Consider the following 16,796-nt stretch of genomic DNA (forward strand, 5'->3'; position numbering starts at 1 on the left):
TCCCTCTGTTCTGGCGGGTGATGTGAGTGGGGTGGGTGCGGGTCAGGCGCCCGCGGCGCGGACGACGACGGCGGAGTTGAAGCCGCCGTGGCCGCGGGCCAGTACGAGCGCGGTCCGCAACGGCATCCCCAGGGCGGGGCTGGCCGCTCCGGTGACCAGGTTCAGCGGGCAGTCGTCGGCCGGGATCTCGGTCCCGGTCGTCGGCGGGATCACCTGGTCGCGCAGGGCGAGCAGGGCGGCGGCCACGTCGAGGGCCGCGCCGCCGGCGGCGAGCCGCCCGGTCATCGACTTGGGCGCGGTGACGGGCACCCCGCGCGGGCCGAACAGTGCGGTGATCGCCGCCGCTTCGGCGCGGTCGGCGCCGCGCTCGCCCGCCGCGTCGGCGAAGACGACGTCGACCTCGTCGGGGTGCACGCCCGCATCGGCGAGGGCGAGCTCCGCGGCCACGCCGAGCCGGGAGGTCCCGTCGGCGTCGAAGGTTGCGGCGTGCCCGGCGATGCTCCCGTAGACGCGGGCGCCGCGCCGGCGGGCCTCCTCGGCGCCCTCGAGGACGAGGAGGGCTCCGCCCTCGCCGGCCACGTGGCCGCTCGCATCCTGGGAGAAGGGCAGGTAGGCGCGGGCCGGGTCCTCCCGGTCGGTGAGCCCCCCGCCGGCCAGGTAGGCGGCCCAGCCCCAGGAGCACAGCGCGGAGTCGAGGCCGCCGGTGACGACGAGCTCGGCGCCCTTGCGGATCTGGCGGCGGGCGTGGGCCATGGCGTCGAGGCCGCCGGCCTGCTCGGAGACGATCACTCCGGAGGCTCCGCGCAGGCCGTGCCGGATGGAGATCTGGCCGCTGTTGACGGCGTAGAACCAGGCGAAGGACTGGTACGCCGAGACGTGCTGGCCGCCCTTGCTCCACAGCGCCTGGAGCTCCTGCTGGCCGAAGTCGAAGCCGCCGAAGGAGTTGGCGGTGACCACGCCCGCGGCGTAGTCGGGCAGCTGCGCGGGGTCGGCCCCGGCGTCGTCGAGCGCCTCCTTGGCCGCGGCGAGCGAGAGCCGGGTGACGCGGTCGGTCTGCGGCAGCAGCCGGCTGGAGACGTGGTCGGCGTCGACGAATCCGGGGACCTCCCCGGCCAGCTTCGCCGGATAGCCGCTCGCGTCGAAGCGGCTGACGGGGCGGATGCCCGATTCGCCGCGCAGGACGGCGGACCACCAGGCCTCGGTGCCCAGCCCGTTGGGGGCGGCGACACCGATGCCGGTGACGACGGGCGCCGCGGTGCGGGAACCCGAGGCGGCGGAAGCGGCCGGGGCGGGGGCGGCGACAGCGGTGTTCATCGGTCCGCCTTCAGGTTCGGGCTGGTCAGGATCATCGCGCTCTGGAACCCTCCGAAGCCGCTGCCGACGGTCAGCACCGCGTCGGTGCGCCGGCTGCGGGCGGTCAACGGGGTGTAGTCGAGGTCGCAGGCCGGGTCGGGCTCGTGCAGGTTCGCCGTCGGCGGGACCGTGTCGTGCTCGATGGCGAGGGCGCAGGCGGCCACTTCGAGGGCCCCGATCGCGCCGAGCGAGTGCCCGATCATCGACTTGATGGAGCTGACGGGGACCTCGTACGCGCGCCGGCCCAGGCTGAGCTTGAAGGCCTCGGTCTCGTGCTTGTCGTTCTGCTTGGTGCCGGAGCCGTGCGCATTGATGTAGTCGATGTGTTCGGGCAGCAGCTGCGCCTCGTCGAGCGCGGCCGTGATGGCGGCGGCCATCTCTGCTCCGTCGGGGCGCAGTCCGGTCATGTGGTACGCGTTGCTGCGCGAGGCGAAGCCGGAGATCTCGGCGTAGACGTGCGCGCCGCGGCTGCGGGCGTGCTCGTACTCCTCGATGACGAGGACGGCCGAGCCCTCCCCCAGGACGAACCCGTTGCGGGTGCGGTCGAAGGGCCGGGAGGCGGTCTCCGGCTCGTCGTTGCGCGTGGAGGTGGCGCGGATGGCGTCGAAGCAGGCGGCGGTGATCGGCGTGATGGGCGCCTCGGCCGCGCCGGTGACCATCACGTCGGCGCTGCCCTCGCGGACGAGGTCGACGGCGTGCCCGATCGCGTCGAGACCGGAGGTGCATCCGGTGGACACCAGCGCCACGGGCCCCTGGGCACCGACGGTACGGGCCACCTCGGCGGCCATCGAGCTGGGGACGAAGTGGTCGTACAGGTGGGGCACGGCCTTGGTGTGGTCGACGAGCGTACGGCTGCCCTGCTCGCTGACGACCCCGTACTCGGCGTCGAGGCTGGTGGTGCAGCCCAGTGCGCTGCCGAGGGTGACCCCGGTGCGCGTGGCGTCGTAGGAGCCGGCCAGGCCGCTGTCGGCGAGGGCCTCGCGGGCGCTGACGACGGCGAACTGGGCGGCGCGGTCCAGGCGCCCGGCCTGCTCGGCGGTGAGCCCGGATTCCTGCGGGTCGAAGTCGGCCTCGGCGGCGATCCGGGAGCGGAAGCCGGAGGCGTCGAAGAGGGTGATGGCGCGGGTGGCCGTACGGCCGTCGGTCAGCAGCGACCAGAATTCCTTGGTGCCCGGGCGGCCCGGGGCCACCACCCCGATGCCCGTGATGACGACTCGTCTCATCGCCCTTCCCCCTGTCCTGTCTGGTCGCGGTGGCCGCGCTGCACGATGTGGGCGGCCCGGCCGAGCATCCGGGGCAGTTCGCCGCCCCGGACGAAGAAGTGGTCGCCGGGCACGGTCCGCTGGACGAACCGTCCGGTGGTCCAGCGGCGCCAGCCCTCGGCGGCCTCGGCGCCGACGAGGGGGTCCTGGTGGCCGGTGACCGCGAGCAGCGGCACGGGCACGGGTCCGGGCGTGGCCGGCCCGGTGGCGGCGGCCCGCAGGTTGCGGGCGAGCCGGAGATCGGCGCGGAGCACGGGGAAGACGGACCGGAACCAGATGTCCCCGGGCTGCACGCCGGGCGGCAGTGCGTCGAACCGGTCCAGGACGCGCAGCAGTTCCGCCTCCGGCAGTTCCGCGGAGTCCGCGAAGACGGCCGGGGTGTCCGGCGGCGGGCTGGCCCCGACGGCCAGCAGTGCGGGCATCGGCAGCCCTTGTTCCAGCGCGACGTGGGCGACCGTGAGGGCGACCGTCGCGCCGAGGCTGTGCCCGTAGAGGATGTAGGGGGTGCCGGGCTCGTCGGCGATCTGCTCGAACAGCGGCTTGAGGTCGGCCAGGAGCTCTTCACGGCCGGTCAGCCGGATCTCGCGGCGCCGCTCGTCGCGTCCAGGCAGCAGCCAGGACGTGGTCTTCACCCCGCTCCCGGCGAGCCTGTCCCACCGGTAGAACGAGGACACTCCGGCCCCCGCATGTGCGAAGCAGTGCAGCCGTACGGCCTGCCTGTCGCCCATTGCCACCTCCCAGGAACCGAACCCACGTAGACCTCGACCCTCACCGACCTCGCTGGAGACCGGCTCGAATCGGTGTGCAGGGGACGGAGGAAGGGTTCGGTCCGGCGGGGAGCCGAGGCGGACGGCCGCCCGCCTCGGCTCCCCCGCGAGGCGGACGACGCTACTTCGACGACACCCCTAGGCCGCGTACAGGTCGAACGTCGATCCGCGGCGCGGGCCCGCCACCACGTCCAGCGCCGGATCCACCGTCAGCATCGCCTGGTGCAGGCGCTGCAGCTGGGGGGACGGCTCCACGCCCAAATCGTCTATCAGGCGGTTGCGCAGCCTGCGGTAGACGTCCAGGGCCGTGGCCTGGCGGCCGGAGCGGTACAGCGCGACCATGGCCTGCGAGTGCAGGCCCTCGTGCTGCGGATGCCGGGCGATCAGCTCGGTCAGCTCGGCGATGACCTCGACGTGGCGGCCCAGGCGCAGGTCCGCGTCGATGCGCCGCTCGACGGTCACGAGCCGGCTCTCCTCGAGGCGCATGACCTCGATCTCGAGGATCGGCCCCACCCGTACGTCGACCAGCGCCGGACCGTTCCACAGTCCGAGCGCCCTGCGCAGCATGTCCGCCGCGCGCTCGTCGTCCCCCTCCTCATACGCGTTCTGCCCGCCGGCCACGAGCGTCTCGTACGCGTGGACGTCGACCGCGTCCGGCGGAATCTGCAGCAAGTAGCCGCCGTGCCGCGTCGCGAGCACGTCCTTGGCGCTGCCCGGGACCCCCGGGCCCATGGCGGTGCCCAGCCTCCTGCGCAGCTGCAGGATGTACGTCTGCAGGGTGGTGAGCGCGCTCTGCGGGAGCTCGGTGCCCCAGATCTCCTCCATGAGGGTCTGTACGGGCATCACCCGCCCCGGGTAGAGCGCGAGCAGCGCCAGGATCTGGCGCGGCTTGCCGGCCGTCGGAACAATCGAGCCCCCGTTGACCTCGGCACTCAACGGACCCAGAACCTGAATCTGCACGGTCTCCTCCGTATTTTGTCGAGTTCTCATCGATTTTCAGCCCTCGACTCCGGCACGCTAGCGGGATCCAGTGCCGCGCCCCCGAATTCTCGAGCAGCTGTCGAGCCGCCCTCCGTCCAAGGCGGTTGCAGGTTGAAAACACGGTGGTAGATTCCGCTCAGGGGATTAAAACCGGCGCCATTTCCCACCGCCGCCGGTCTTCGTGTCTTTCCGCAGATCCCGCGAGATCGCCGGGAGGAGGCACCATGGATTTCGGCGCGCACAGTGCCCGGGACGTACCCGGCGACGCAGGGGTGGACTTCCGCATCCTGGGCCCGGTCGAGGTGTTCGACCGGCGTACGGGGGCGTGCATCGTGCCCTCCGGCTCCAAGCAGCGGGCGCTGCTCGGCGCCCTGGTGGTCCGGGCGGGCCATGTGCTGTCCGCCGACCGGCTCATCCACGAACTGTGGGGCGACCGCCCGCCCGTGAGCGCCGCCAACGCGCTGCAGGCCCACGTGGCCCGGCTGCGCCGGCTCCTGCAGGGCGGGGCTCCGGACGCGGGCGGCCACGAGTGGATCGCGACCCGTTCGATGGGCTATCTGCTGCACCCGGGCCGGGCCACCGCCGACGCCCAGCGCTTCCACCGGCTGTCCGCCGAGGGCCGCGCGGCGCTCGGCTCCGACCCCGTGCACGCGGCCGAACTGCTGCGCGGGGCCCTCGCCCTGTGGCGCGGCCCGGCACTGGAGGGCAGTACGCAGGGGCCCATCTGCACGGTGGAGGCGGACCGGCTGGAGGAGCTCCGGCTGACCACACTGGAGACGCTGTATGACGCGAAGTTGCGCAGCGGGCGCCATGCCGAGATCACCCGGGATCTGGAACGGCTGACGGCCGGCCACCCCATGCGCGAGCGGCTCTACGACCTCCACATGCTGGCCCTGTACCGGTGCGGCCGGCAGACGGAGGCGCTGGGCGTCTACGAGCGGGCCCGCCGGCGGCTGGTGGACGAGCTCGGCGTCGAGCCCGGGCCGGCCCTGCGCGAGCGCATGGAGGCGATCCTGCACCATGCGCCGTCGCTCGCGGTCCCTCAGCCCGCCCCGCTGGTCCCGCTCACCCCGCCCGTTCCGCTCGCCCCGCTCGCGCCGCTCGCCCCGCTCGCGCCGCTCGCGCCGCTCGCCCCGGCTCCGCCGGCCGCCTCGCCGGACCATGAGGCGGCCCTGCTCGAACTCGGCCGCGAGATCGCCCGTCTCGGCGACCGGATCGAGTCGCTCAGCCGCGAGCAGGAGGCACTGATCCGGCGTTTCAACCTGCTGGCCGCCGTTCCGGTGCCGGGCGGGCAGCTCGTCTGACCCGCGCGCGTCCGTTCGCGAAACCCCCTGCCGGCGGTCTGCGGCAGGGGGTTTCGTGCGCGGGCTCAGGCGAGGCACTCCGAGGGGCGGCCGTGGTACGCGGTCATCTCCTGGAACAGGGCTCCGACGTCCAGCGGCGATCCCTCGGGCAGGCCCTGTTCCTCGGCGTATCCGCGGTGGAGGTTGGGCAGCAGGCGCTCGTTGTCCAGCAGCTCGGCCCAGGGGCCGAGGTCGGTGGCACGCGCCAGCTCGAGCGGGGTCGCGCCGGCTGCGGCGCCCTCCTGGGCGAGGCGCTGGATCCAGCGCAGGTAGGCCTCGTTGGCGTCGAGGAGCTCCGGGCCGCCGACCGGGCCGTGGCCGGGGACGACCGTGGTGGCGCCCAGTGCGCGCAGCCGGTCCAGCGCGCGCAGGGAGCCCGTCACCGACCCCATGACGCAGAACGGCGTGACCCCGTTCATCACGAGGTCGCCGGTGAACAGCACGCCCTGGTCGGGCAGCCAGACGATCGTGTCGTCGGTGGTGTGGGCCGCCGGGCCGATGTGCACGAGCTCGGCCCGGATGTCGCCCACGTGGAGGGTCGTACGGTCCCGGAAGGTCAGTTCGGGCGGAGTGACCTCGATGTCGCCCCAGCAGACGTCCGGCCACAGTCCGGCCATGTGCAGCCCTGCCGCCCGGACCATGGCCCGGGTGCGCTCGTGGCCGATGGTCAGGGCTTCGGGGAAGACGAAGTTGCCGTAGGTGTGGTCGCCGTGGAAGTGCGTGTTGACCACGGCGCGCGGCGGCCGCGGTGCCAGGCGCAGCGCGGCCCGGCGCAGCTGCCGGGCCCGGCTCTCGGTGGCGGCGGTGTCGACGAGCGCGCTGTGTCCGCCGTCGCTGAGGATGCCGGCGTTGTTCAGGCACCAGCCGCCCTCGGGCTGGACGTACGCGTGGACGCCCTCGGCCACCTCGATGACGGCGCTCTTGGCGTCCACGGGCCACCTCTTTCTACGAAGATCCGGAAGAGGAATTCTCGGTCTCCGCGCCGCCGCGCCGCTCGATTTTCCCTCGATCTTCGCCGGATTCCGGACTCCGGTTCGGTTTTCCCGACCCCTCTCGAACGAATGTCGAGCGGATTTCCAAGGAAATCATTTGCGCCACCGGATTTCCCACGGCGGGCCGCGCGGACCGTCAGACCCCGGCGAGTTCCGGAAGGACCAGGCGGCGCGGCGCGGCGCGCCCCCACGGGAATCCGTGGTGCAGGTGGACGGCCGGCGGCCGCGTGTCGTCGACCTCGACCGCGACCGCCGCCAGCACCTCGGGCACCGGCTCGACCTCGAGGAACCGCCAGCGCGCCGCCGAGTCGTCGGCGGGCGGCCGGAAGGAGAGGACGCCCCGGTCCTCGGCCAGGGTGAACACGAAGGAGTCGAAGGGCAGGCCGAGTCCCAGCCCGCGGGCCTTGGAGTACGCCTCCTTCAGGGTCCACAGGCGCAGGACGCGCCGGTCGCGCGGCCGCCCGGGGGCCGCACGGGCGATCCACTCCTGCTCCTCGCGGGAGAACGTGGCGATGATGCTCTCCAGGCCGCGCTCACCGCGGTCGAGCCGCTCGACGTCGACCCCGATGCGCAGGCCCCGGGACACGCCCAGCAGGTTGTACGCGTTGGCGTGCGAGAGGTTGAAGTCCAGCGTGTCGGCGCCGCGCGGCAGGCCTCCGGCGGGCGTCTGGAGGAACGGCCGGCCGCGCGAGGAGCGCCAGATGATCGCCTCGGCCTCGGGAATGCCGGTCTCCAGAGCCAGCACCCGGCGCACCAGGGCGTGGGCGACGAGGTACTGGCGGCGGTCGCGTTCGAACAGGAAGCGGCTGGCCACCTGCTGCTCGTTCTCGTCGAGCCAGTACGAGGCCAGGGTGGCGGCGATCCCGGGCGCGAGGTCCTCGTTGGGGCAGAACCACAGGTTGACCGGGGCCGGCTCGTTCTCCCCCTGCCCCGGCGCGACGGAAGACAGCGTGGTCATGCCGGACCCTCCTCGCCGCCCAGCCACAGCGGTACGCGCAGGAATGCGGATGCGGGCAGCGGTACGGCCACGGTGGCTGCCCCGTGGGCCGGTTCGAGCGCGGTCCAGTCGACGTCGAGCCCGGACAGCCACAGGCCGCGCAGCTGGTGCAGGTGCCCGGCCTGCCAGAGCGCGGCGAGGTACCCGTCCGTCTCCGGTACGCCGCCCAGCCCCAGCGGGTCGGCGCCGCCGTCCCGCAGATCGGCGCAGGGGGCGCCCTCCCGTACGAACCGCTCCAGGACCCGCACCAGTTCGCCGGTGTCGGCGACGACGGCCGCGAACCGGCAGTCCATGGCGGCCCGGCCGGTGCGCAGGGCGCGGGCGAGCGCCTCGAGCGGGGGCACCGGGCCCGGGCCGCCGAGCAGCTCGGCGAACCGCCGTGCGGTGGCGGCCAGGTGGGCGGGGGTAGGGGCGGACAGCACGAACAGCTCTCCGGCCGCGGGAACCCGGTCCGGGGCGGATCCGGCGGCGGGGGCCGGCACGTACTCCTCCAGGACCACCTGCGCGTCCGCGCCGCCGGCCCCGCGCACACCGACACAGATCCGGCGGGGCGCGCTGTCCCCGCTCTCCCCGCTCCCCCAGGGCTCCGCCTCGGCGCGGCCGGGGCCGGGCGCCAGGATCCGGTGGCGCAGCTGGAGCACGGCCCGGGTCAGGGCGGCGGCCCCCGTCGCGGGGCCGGCGTCGCCGACGAGGGCGCGTACGGATCCGGCGTTCTCGCGGACGGCGACGGCCGACGCGTCCACCCCGGCCGCGCGCAGGGCTTCGCGCAGGACCCGCTGCGCGGGGGCGTCCGCCGGGGCCTCGGGCTGTGTACCGCGGTCGGCGCAGGACTCGCGCAGGGCGGCGGCGGCGCGCGCGGCGGCCCCCGTACGGGCGTCGGCTGTCCGGGACCTGCGGCCGGGTCCGGCTGCCGACGGATCGGGGGCGGTGTGGCCGACCGCGCTGCCGCGGACCACGCAGTGGACGCTGTCCCCGTCGGCCAGCGCCCGGGCCAGGGGCTTGAGCAGCAGCGCGCCGACGCCTTCGCCCGCGCCGGGGTGCCGGCTGGACGGGTGCAGCAGCAGCCGGACCCCGCCGACGAGCGCGGCGGCGCATTCGCCGCGGTGCAGGGCGGCGACGGCGAGATGGAGGGCGACGAGCACGGAGGATTCGGCGGTGTCGACCGACTGGCTGGGGCCGGTGAGGCCGAGCAGGGCGGAAAGCCGGTTGGGCAGGCTCCACTGGCCGCGCGGGGGCAGCGGCCGGGGCCGCTCGGGCGTCCACGTCCGGGCCGCGAGCAGGACGTAGTCACCGCTGCCGGCGCCGGTGAACACCCCGACGCTGCGCGGCGTCCCGTCGCGTGCGGTCAGGGCGTCCAGGCGGCCGCCGGTGCAGCCGGCGTCCTCGAGGGCCTCCCAGGCGGTCTCCAGGAACAGCCGCTCCTGGGGGTCGATCAGGGCGGCCTCGTGCGCGTCGATCCCGAAGAACTCCGGGTCGAAGTCCTGTACGCGCTCCAGGTAGTGCCCCCGCTCGGCGCCGGGCCGGCCGGACGGTGGCTCGGAGGCGCTGTCGTGCCCGCCGCGCGCGTGCCGCCAGAAGGAGGCGAGGTCGGGGGCGCCCGGGTAGCGGCCGGCCATCCCGACCACCGCGATCGGCCCGGCGGGCGCGGAATCCGCACTGCGGCCGGCATCCGGGTGTGCCGCGGCCGGGGACGGCTCCTCGGCGTCCTCCTGCGGCCAGGCCTCCGGCAGTGCGAAGACCACGGGCCCCGAACCGTGGGTGGCGCCGGCGCCGCCCACGGCGCCGGTCAGCAGAGCGGCCACCTGGGCCCGGTCCAGATGGCCGTTCTTGAACCGGGTCAGGACTTCCTTCTCGTCCATCTGGACGCGCTCCTTCTCAAAGGTGAAACAGCTTCAGCCGCGCCGGGCGAGCAGGACGAGTGCCTCGTCCACGGTGAGCCGGTCGTCGCGGATCGCGTCCAGCAGGACGTCGAGATCGCCGCCCGGCAGGGGCCGTGCCGCAGGGGCTGCGGCGCTCGTGCGGGCGGGGGCGGCGGACAGCGGCCCGGCGGCCGGGCGGAACGCCGGCTCCGGCGCCTGGGGAACGGGGCTCCCGGGGGCCGCCGGAGCAGGGGCGAAGTCCTGCGCGGCCGCCCCGGTGTGCGCCGCGATGTATGCGGCCATGGCAGCGAGGTTGGGGTGCTCGTAGAGCAGTACCGACCGCTCCTGGAGACCGAAGGTGCGGTTGACGACCGCGATGAACTCCGCGCCCACGATGGAGTCCACACCGAGCACGTTGAACGCTGCGGTGGTGTCGATGTCCCAGGGGTCGCAGCACAGGATCCCCGCGAGCTGCTCCCGCAGCACCTCCGCGATCCTGGTCGCCGCCGCCGCTGCCGGCACCTGCCGCTCGAGGCCCGTGGCCGGCGCCGGGCCGGCAACGGCGGCGGCGGTGGCCGTGGCGGCGGGGACGGCGGCCGCGACCGGCGCAGCTGCGGCCATGGCGTGGGCGAGGGGGGCGGAGACTGGGGCCGCGGCCGCGCTGCTCGCCGCCCGCGCGACCTCGCGCGCGAAGGACGCCGGCGTCGGGAAGTCGTACAGGTCGGTCGCCAGCACCCGCAGCCCGTACCGGGCGTTGACCACGGCCACGAACTCCACGACCAGCAGGGAGTCGAGCCCCATGGACTGGAACGTCTGCTCGGGGTCGATCTTCTCCGGCTTGATCCGCAGCACGTCGCCGAGCACGCCGATGAGGTCCGTCAGTACGTCCGCAGAGTGTTCATTCGTCATCGCAGGCTCCTCCAAGTCGTCGGTGGCACACGGTCACGCGGTGCTGCCCGAGAACACCGGCCGGGTCCGGCGGGCCGTGGGTTCGCCGAGGGCTTCGCCCACGAGGCGGGGTGCGGGATCGCTGCCCGGCATCCCGACGCGGAAGCTCTTCTCCGCGCCCTCGGGCACCAGGCAGGGCAGCAGCAGCGACCACACCCCGGCCACTCGGCGCTGGAGCTCGGCGTACGGCATCCCGGTGCCGGCCAGTGACTCGATCCCGCAGCTCGCCGCGGCGACCAGCGACTCGATGCTCTCCCAGCGGCCCTCGGCGCGCAGTTCACCCGCGTCGCGGGCCTGGCGCAGCAGTCCGCAGACCTCCGCGAGCCAGATCCGGTGGAAGTCGGTGGCGAGCGCCGGCAGTCCCGCGCACTCCTTGGTGATGCGGAAGCTGGCCGGGATCGCCGGCTCCTCGCGCAGGTTGAGCGCGAGCCAGTGCGTCGTGTTGATCAGCGTCTGGAGCGGAGAGAGGCCGGATGCGCGCAGTTCGCGCACCGACTCGTGCAGCAGCTCGCAGCCGCGCCGCTGGACCGCCTCCGCCAGTTCGTCTTTGGAGGCGAAGTGGAAGTACAGCGCCCCCTTGGTCACTCCGGCGAACGCGGCGATCTCTCCCAGCGTCGCGTTCGCATAGCCGTTGCGGTGGAACATCTCGGCTCCCGCATGCACGAGCTTCCTGCGGGTCCGCTCCGACCTGTCCTGCATCGCGCTGCCTCCTCGGCCCGTGGTCCGGGCGCGCGTCCGGCCCGGCGAGCCGATCGCGGCCGCGTGCCTCGTATCGCGCAGGGCCATCTCAGCCCACGCGTACGAGTCGCTCGCTGTTCGTTTCCGTGGCCACCGGACTCTCGGGGCTGGCCATCAGGATCGAGCGCTGCAGCCGGCGCAACGCGGCCGACGGCTCGAGCCCGAGTTCGCGCACCAGGGTGGCGCGCAGCCGCTGGTAGACGTCGAGGGCCTCGCCTCGGCGGCCGGAGCGGTGCAGGGCCAGCATGAACTGGCCGTGCAGGTTCTCGTGGGTGCGGTAGCGGCTGGCCAGCACGGTCAGTTCGGCGAGCAGCTCGCGGTGCCGGCCGAGCCGCAGATCGGCCTCGATGCGCTGGTCGAGCGCGCAGAGCCGGGTCTCCTCGAGCCGCCGGGCCTCCATGTCCAGCTGGATCCCGCCGTGCACGTCAGCGAAGGCCGGTCCCGACCACAGGGCGAGCGCCTCGCGCAGCTGCCGGGCCGCGCCCGGGAAGTCGCCCGCGTCCATCGCCCGGTAGCCGATGCCGGCGAGCCGGTCGAACTCGCGGACGTCGCTGGTGCCGCCGCCGCTGTTGAGCAGGTAGCCGCCGGGCAGCGTGACGAGCACGTCCTTGGCGGTGCGCCGCTCCGCACCGCCCGCGGTGCCCCCGGCACCTTCGCCTTCGCCTGCGGCCGCGCCGTGCTCCAGTGCGGTCGCGATGAGGGCCCGCAGCTGCAGTACGTAGGTCTGCAGCGTGGTGCGGGCACTGCGCGGCGGTGTTCCCGCCCACAGTTCCTCGATCAGAGCCGAGACCGGCACGACCTGGTCGGCATGGAGTGCCAACAGCGCCAGCACCTGTCGCGGCTTGGGGGCCGTTGGCGTAACGGAGACTCCATGCTCCCGAACCGCCAGTGTGCCCAGTACTTCGATGTCCACGCCGTACTCCCCTGTCCGTGGATGAGCCGACCTCAGTAAAAAACAGGACCGGCGGTTTGTCAATACGAAACCGACCGTGCTGTTTTCATTGCTTAGCCCCTCTAACGATTCCTCGAAAATCCGCTCTGACCTGCTAAATCACCGTCCGCGAGGGACACGAGCTACCTTTGGTCATGCTCCACATCCCCTCCAGAACGGACCGAGGCGGACAAAAACAGACCGGCCGGTCTCACCCGGCGGGCGGGCCCCGGCACGCAAAAGCCCCGGCCCTCCGCACGGATGCAGAAGGGCCGGGGCGCAGTCGTCCCGTCCGCTACAGCGCGCGGGCGCCCTCGGCCTCGAGGTCCGCGAGAAGGGGAGCCGGTACGAGCGTCGGCAGCAAGAGCCGCCAGAACCGGGTGACCGTGGACGCCGAGAGCCACATCGCGTCGCGGGCGCCGAGCACCTCGAAGCCCACGGTCGCGGCCACGACGGCGCTCACCACGTCCCGGGCCGCCACCTCCGGGCGCAAATGGCCCTCGGCGTCAGCCTGTTTCAGGGTCTCCTCGACCCACATCTGCCAGCACTCGCGCAGGTCGGACTGCGGCACTCGGGAGGTCTCCCCACTCAGCTCGAAGCCGGCCCGCAGCACCACATCGGTGCGCAGCGCCGCGGCGAGCCCGTGGGTGACGTCGACCAGAAGCTGCACGCGGCTCGCCGCGGGAGGGTGCACGGCGTCGGTGACGGCCAGCAGTCGGGTGACCGCCTCCTCCTCGACGGCGTCCGCCAGTATGGCCTTGCTCGCGAAGTGGAAGTGCAGCGCCCCGTTGCTCACCCCGGCCAGAGCACTGATCATGGTGAGCGACGCCACCGAGAAGCCCTCCCGATTGAAGACCTCGGCTGCGGACCGGATCAGCGCTTCACGCGTGCGCGCCGCGCGCTCCTGTTTGACCATCGACTGCTCCGTCACTGCGAGGGATGCCACGCCTGCGCAGGGCAGGCGGCGTGGGTGTGCCGCGGAGCTGCGCGAGGGAGCTGCTTCCTGATGGCGCCTCGGCACCACCCCTCACAGCCACGATAGGCCTCTCCCCAAGATGCGAGCCCGCTCCGTGCAGCACTCTAACAAACCGCTCGTGCGGTTTTTGTCGCCATGCATGACTCGCCGCAAGTTCAGTCGTGGATGGATACCGCCAAAGCCTGCCCGCGTGCGATACGAAGTGCGGGATGCGGGTTGCCGGGTCGACGGTTCCCCCAACGCAGGGCTCCGCGCGCCATCCGGCACTCAGCTAAGGCAGTGCCACTGGAGTTTCGCTCGAGGAGCGGTGGAGACTGTCACCGGACATGCGAGAGCGCCGCGGCCGGTTGGGCCACGGCGTTTCGGAACATCGAGGGAGGACCGCCGGTCAGGCGTCCGCCTCGGCGGCCTCGGCGGCCTCGGCAGCAAGGCGCTCGCTCTCGGCGCCGAGCTCCAGAGCCCGGTCAACGGAGATGACCAGGCTGTTCAGCACGGCGGGCACCGCAATGCTGGGCAGCAGATGCTCGAAAAGCGAGACCACACGGGCCTCCAGGTCCTCTCGGCCCGCAAGCATCGTCGAATAGATCTGCACGCCGGTCCAGGCCCCGGAAAAGAGCCAGGCCGTGTCGGCCGGCACGACATGCGGCAGCAGCTCACCCTGCTCAGCGGCTTCGGTGAGCAGGTACTCGGTCGCCTTGATCCACTCGGTGAGGGCCGTGATCCCGAATTCCGCACGCATGTCCTGTTCCAGGGACAGCCGGGCCACGGCACTGACCATCGGGTCGCGCCGCATCTGATAGGCGACCATCAACCCGGTGTCGACGAGCGACTGCAGCCGGCATGCGCTGGGAGGGATGGAAACGGCCGCGAACTGCTGACGGAGCACACCCTCCGCAAGCGCCTGCTTGGAAGGAAAGTGGAAGTACAAGGCTCCCTTCGTGACGCCCGCCCTGGTCAGGACCTCGCCGATGGTGGCAGCTTCATAGCCGCGCTCGTCGAATACCGCCGCCGCCGCCTTCAAGATCGCGAGCTTGGTGCGGATCGCGCGCTCCTGTCGCGCCACGAGGCCTCCAGAGGTTGTAGCAGTTGGGATTTTACAAGACGTAGATCCACCCCCCTCTAGAAACAAAACCAGGTAGTCCGTATTTTCACAAGCTGGTTGGCACGCATGTGTCATATTCGGTCATCTCGAACGCCAGCGACCCACCCCAGGAGCCCGAAACATGCCCCAGAACATCCTTGTTTCCGGTGCCAGTGGGTTCATCGGACGGCATGTGGTGCGAGCTGCACGTTCGCAACCGGATGTCCGCCTTCGGCTGATGCGACACCGAGCCGCCTTCGAGCCATCGTCCGCCGACCGGATCCACTCCGTCTCAGCAGACCTACGGGACCCCTCGTCCCTGCGCCAGTTGTGCGAGGGCATCGACGCCGTGATCCACTGCGCCTCCGCCGTGAGCGGCGACGCGCAGACCCTGCACACGGTGAACGACCAGGGCACGCATGCCCTCGTCGATGCTGCACTCCAGCAGGGCGTGCGGCGCGTAGTCTACGTGAGCACGGCCTCCGTTTACGGGCGGGGCCCGTTCCGGGAGGCCGAGGCGCACACCCTGCCGGTCCGGCCCGGCTCCCCGACCAGTCACACCCGCGCAGCCGCCGAGCAGCACGTCCTGCGGGCGGGCGGCACGGTGCTGCGCCCGCACCTCGTCTACGGCACCGGCGACCGCTGGGTGATCCCCGGCCTGGCCGGACTGCTGCGGTACCTGCGCGCAGGAGTGGACTGCCCGTCGGTGCACTCCGCGGTGGACGCGGGCGCCCTGGCGTCCGCAGCGGTCGCGGCCGCGCTCACGGACCGGAACGTCGCAGGCGTGCACCACGCGAACCACCCCGTGCCCATCCAGGCTGCGGCACTGATGGACCTGGTGCGGAAACACCTGGATGTGTCCGCGCCCGGGACACTGGACGCCCAGCAGGCCAGGGCACGTGCGGCCGGCGCGCCCCAAGCCCTGCACCACCTCGACATGCTGCTGGTGGACCACTGGTTCGCCAGTGCCGACATCTGGCGCCTGCTGGACTGCGACCCGGGCCCCTCGCCTACAGATGGCCTGCCGGCACATCTTCCCTGGTACCGGGAGCTGCTGCGACCTGATCCTGCGCCGGGCCGGTGAACGACGCCCCGGCGTCGAGCCCGAGCAGTACGGGCAGCTCTCGGTGTCCGTTGGAAATGAACGACTCGAGCGGGCGCAGCTGCTCTGCCGGGACGGCGAGGGAGAGGTCCGGGAAGCGGCTGAATAGCTCGCTCAGGGCGATCTGCGCTTCCAGCCGGGCGAGCGGGGCGCCGAGGCAGTAATGCGTTCCGTGACCGAAGGCGAGGTGGTCACGGCGGGTGGACCGGGACGCGTTGAAGCGGTCCGCGCCGTCCCCGTGCACGGCGGCGTCGCGGCCGACCGCAATGAAGGAGATGACGAGCGGCTCACCTTTGCGGATTACGGTGTCGCCGATCTCCAGATCCTCGACCGCGTAGCGCAGGAGTCCGTTCGCCCCGGGCGTCTCCACGCGCAGGGTCTCCTCGACCACGTCTTCCCAGACGGCATCGCCGGATCGGACCAGGGCGAGCTCCCCCGGGTTGGTCAGCAGCAGGGCGATCGCGTTGGCCAGCAAGTTCACCATGGGCTCGTAGCCCGCGGTGTAGAGCAGAATCAGGTTGTCCACCAACTCCTTCTCGGTCAGCTGGGTTCCGTCCTCGTCCCGCACCGCGATCAGGGCACTGGTCAGATCGTCACCCGGCTGGCTGCGCTTGAGGGCGATGAGGCTGCTCATCGTCACGTAGAGGTCGATCCCGTTCTGCTGCGCCTCCTCCAGCGACACAGCCGTGTCGAAGAAGCCGGTGATGATCTTGCGCAGCGCGGCGCGGAACTCATCGGGGATGCCGAACAGTTCGGCGAGCACCAAGGCGGGGAGGTACTCGGCGAACTCCTTGCGCAGATCGACCGGGCTGTCGGACGGAAGCTGCGCGAGCGCATCGAGCAGGTCCTGCGCGATCCGCTCGATGCGCGGACGCAGCAGAGCGGTGCGCCGGGCGGTGAACGCCGCGGACACGAGCTTGCGCAGGCGCGTGTGCTCCGGGCCGTAGGCCGTCACCATGTTCTCGACCGAGACCCAGATGGCCAGGGGCCAGGTCTGCGCTATTTCGCCGTTGATCCAGGCGGGCCAGTGCTGATGGGCGTCCTTCGACACACGCGGGTCGGTCAGCAGTTTCTTGATCACTTCGCGGTCGGTCACCGCCCACGCCTCGACGCCGCCGGGCAGCTCTACCCGCGCCACGGGGCCCTGTGCGCGCAGGTGCGCGGCCTCACCGTGGACGTCCTTGCCTGACGGGTCAATCGCGTACGGGCACTGCTGCTGACGAGGCATCGGGGTCTCCAGGGAAAACGGGGGTCAGGACTTGCGGACCGCGTGTAAGAATAAAACCGGCTCCCCGGTTTTTCAAGGCGTCATGCCGCCTACCCCCGGGGCCCTGAAGTCGGGAAGGTCCCAAGCGGAAGCGCTCCTACCACTTCTATGACCGCTTCCAGCCCTCCAAGCCATCACACTTTTCAGCCTAGGAAAAAAACCGGTGAGTCTGTATCTTATGGCCCGGAACTCCTGAGCC

The 16,796-nt window shown here is 72.3% G+C and carries 15 protein-coding genes; 2 read left to right on the plus strand and 13 right to left on the minus strand.

Annotation, left to right across the window (positions count from 1 at the left end; translation table 11 throughout):
* Nucleotides 1-42: 42 nt before the first annotated feature.
* The 4 genes from IF09_RS0135055 to IF09_RS0135070 all read right to left on the minus strand — a co-directional run bounded on the left by IF09_RS0135055 (nt 43) and on the right by IF09_RS0135070 (nt 4,342).
* Nucleotides 43-1,314: a ketosynthase chain-length factor gene (locus IF09_RS0135055; RefSeq protein ID WP_030302851.1), complete on the minus strand. Its 1,272-nt coding sequence runs from the start codon at nt 1,312-1,314 to the stop codon at nt 43-45.
* The gene (locus IF09_RS0135060; RefSeq protein WP_030302853.1) at nt 1,311-2,576 is read right to left on the minus strand and encodes a beta-ketoacyl-[acyl-carrier-protein] synthase family protein; all 1,266 of its coding nucleotides are present in this window, start codon (nt 2,574-2,576) and stop codon (nt 1,311-1,313) included. Before IF09_RS0135060 ends, IF09_RS0135055 begins: the two co-directional genes overlap by 4 nt.
* Complete coding sequence (locus IF09_RS0135065; protein WP_051833465.1) at nt 2,573-3,343, minus strand: thioesterase II family protein; 771 nt, start codon at nt 3,341-3,343, stop codon at nt 2,573-2,575. The genes IF09_RS0135060 and IF09_RS0135065 overlap by 4 nt, the downstream gene beginning before the upstream one ends.
* Before the next feature lie 177 nt (nt 3,344-3,520).
* Nucleotides 3,521-4,342, minus strand: a complete 822-nt coding sequence (locus tag IF09_RS0135070; protein WP_030302856.1) for an AfsR/SARP family transcriptional regulator — start codon at nt 4,340-4,342, stop codon at nt 3,521-3,523.
* Between the two features lie 245 nt (nt 4,343-4,587).
* Here IF09_RS0135070 and IF09_RS41120 point away from each other — a divergent pair, with 245 nt between their 5' ends.
* Entirely contained in the window at nt 4,588-5,667 is a 1,080-nt protein-coding gene (locus tag IF09_RS41120; RefSeq protein ID WP_234321268.1) for an AfsR/SARP family transcriptional regulator, read from the plus strand.
* A gap of 65 nt (nt 5,668-5,732) precedes the next feature.
* On the opposite strand, the gene IF09_RS0135080 is transcribed toward IF09_RS41120, so the two are convergent.
* The 8 genes from IF09_RS0135080 to IF09_RS0135115 form a co-directional block, all read right to left on the minus strand.
* Nucleotides 5,733-6,638 (minus strand): MBL fold metallo-hydrolase, encoded by a 906-nt coding sequence (locus IF09_RS0135080; RefSeq protein WP_030302861.1) that lies wholly within the window; start codon nt 6,636-6,638, stop codon nt 5,733-5,735.
* A 196-nt stretch (nt 6,639-6,834) separates the two neighbouring features.
* Complete coding sequence (locus IF09_RS0135085; protein WP_030302863.1) at nt 6,835-7,656, minus strand: 4'-phosphopantetheinyl transferase family protein; 822 nt, start codon at nt 7,654-7,656, stop codon at nt 6,835-6,837.
* Nucleotides 7,653-9,554, minus strand: a complete 1,902-nt coding sequence (locus IF09_RS0135090) for a polyketide synthase (protein ID WP_030302865.1) — start codon at nt 9,552-9,554, stop codon at nt 7,653-7,655. Before IF09_RS0135090 ends, IF09_RS0135085 begins: the two co-directional genes overlap by 4 nt.
* A gap of 33 nt (nt 9,555-9,587) precedes the next feature.
* Entirely contained in the window at nt 9,588-10,463 is an 876-nt protein-coding gene (locus IF09_RS0135095) for a phosphopantetheine-binding protein (RefSeq protein WP_051833468.1), read from the minus strand.
* 33 nt (nt 10,464-10,496) lie between these two features.
* Complete coding sequence (locus IF09_RS0135100) at nt 10,497-11,201, minus strand: ScbR family autoregulator-binding transcription factor (RefSeq protein WP_158710140.1); 705 nt, start codon at nt 11,199-11,201, stop codon at nt 10,497-10,499.
* A gap of 88 nt (nt 11,202-11,289) precedes the next feature.
* The gene (locus IF09_RS0135105) at nt 11,290-12,153 is read right to left on the minus strand and encodes an AfsR/SARP family transcriptional regulator (protein WP_030302870.1); all 864 of its coding nucleotides are present in this window, start codon (nt 12,151-12,153) and stop codon (nt 11,290-11,292) included.
* A 313-nt stretch (nt 12,154-12,466) separates the two neighbouring features.
* Nucleotides 12,467-13,117 (minus strand): ScbR family autoregulator-binding transcription factor, encoded by a 651-nt coding sequence (locus IF09_RS0135110; protein ID WP_234321269.1) that lies wholly within the window; start codon nt 13,115-13,117, stop codon nt 12,467-12,469.
* A gap of 418 nt (nt 13,118-13,535) precedes the next feature.
* On the minus strand, nt 13,536-14,210 hold the full coding sequence (locus tag IF09_RS0135115) for a ScbR family autoregulator-binding transcription factor (protein ID WP_037636883.1): 675 nt from the start codon (nt 14,208-14,210) through the stop codon (nt 13,536-13,538).
* A 160-nt stretch (nt 14,211-14,370) separates the two neighbouring features.
* Here IF09_RS0135115 and IF09_RS0135120 point away from each other — a divergent pair, with 160 nt between their 5' ends.
* Nucleotides 14,371-15,312, plus strand: a complete 942-nt coding sequence (locus IF09_RS0135120; RefSeq protein WP_030302876.1) for an NAD-dependent epimerase/dehydratase family protein — start codon at nt 14,371-14,373, stop codon at nt 15,310-15,312.
* Here IF09_RS0135120 and IF09_RS0135125 read toward each other — a convergent pair.
* Nucleotides 15,239-16,558: a cytochrome P450 family protein gene (locus IF09_RS0135125; protein WP_063607468.1), complete on the minus strand. Its 1,320-nt coding sequence runs from the start codon at nt 16,556-16,558 to the stop codon at nt 15,239-15,241. The genes IF09_RS0135120 and IF09_RS0135125 overlap by 74 nt on opposite strands.
* Nucleotides 16,559-16,796 lie beyond the last annotated feature (238 nt).

Source organism: Streptomyces katrae, from assembly GCF_000717655.1.
Lineage (GTDB): Bacteria > Actinomycetota > Actinomycetes > Streptomycetales > Streptomycetaceae > Streptomyces > Streptomyces katrae_B.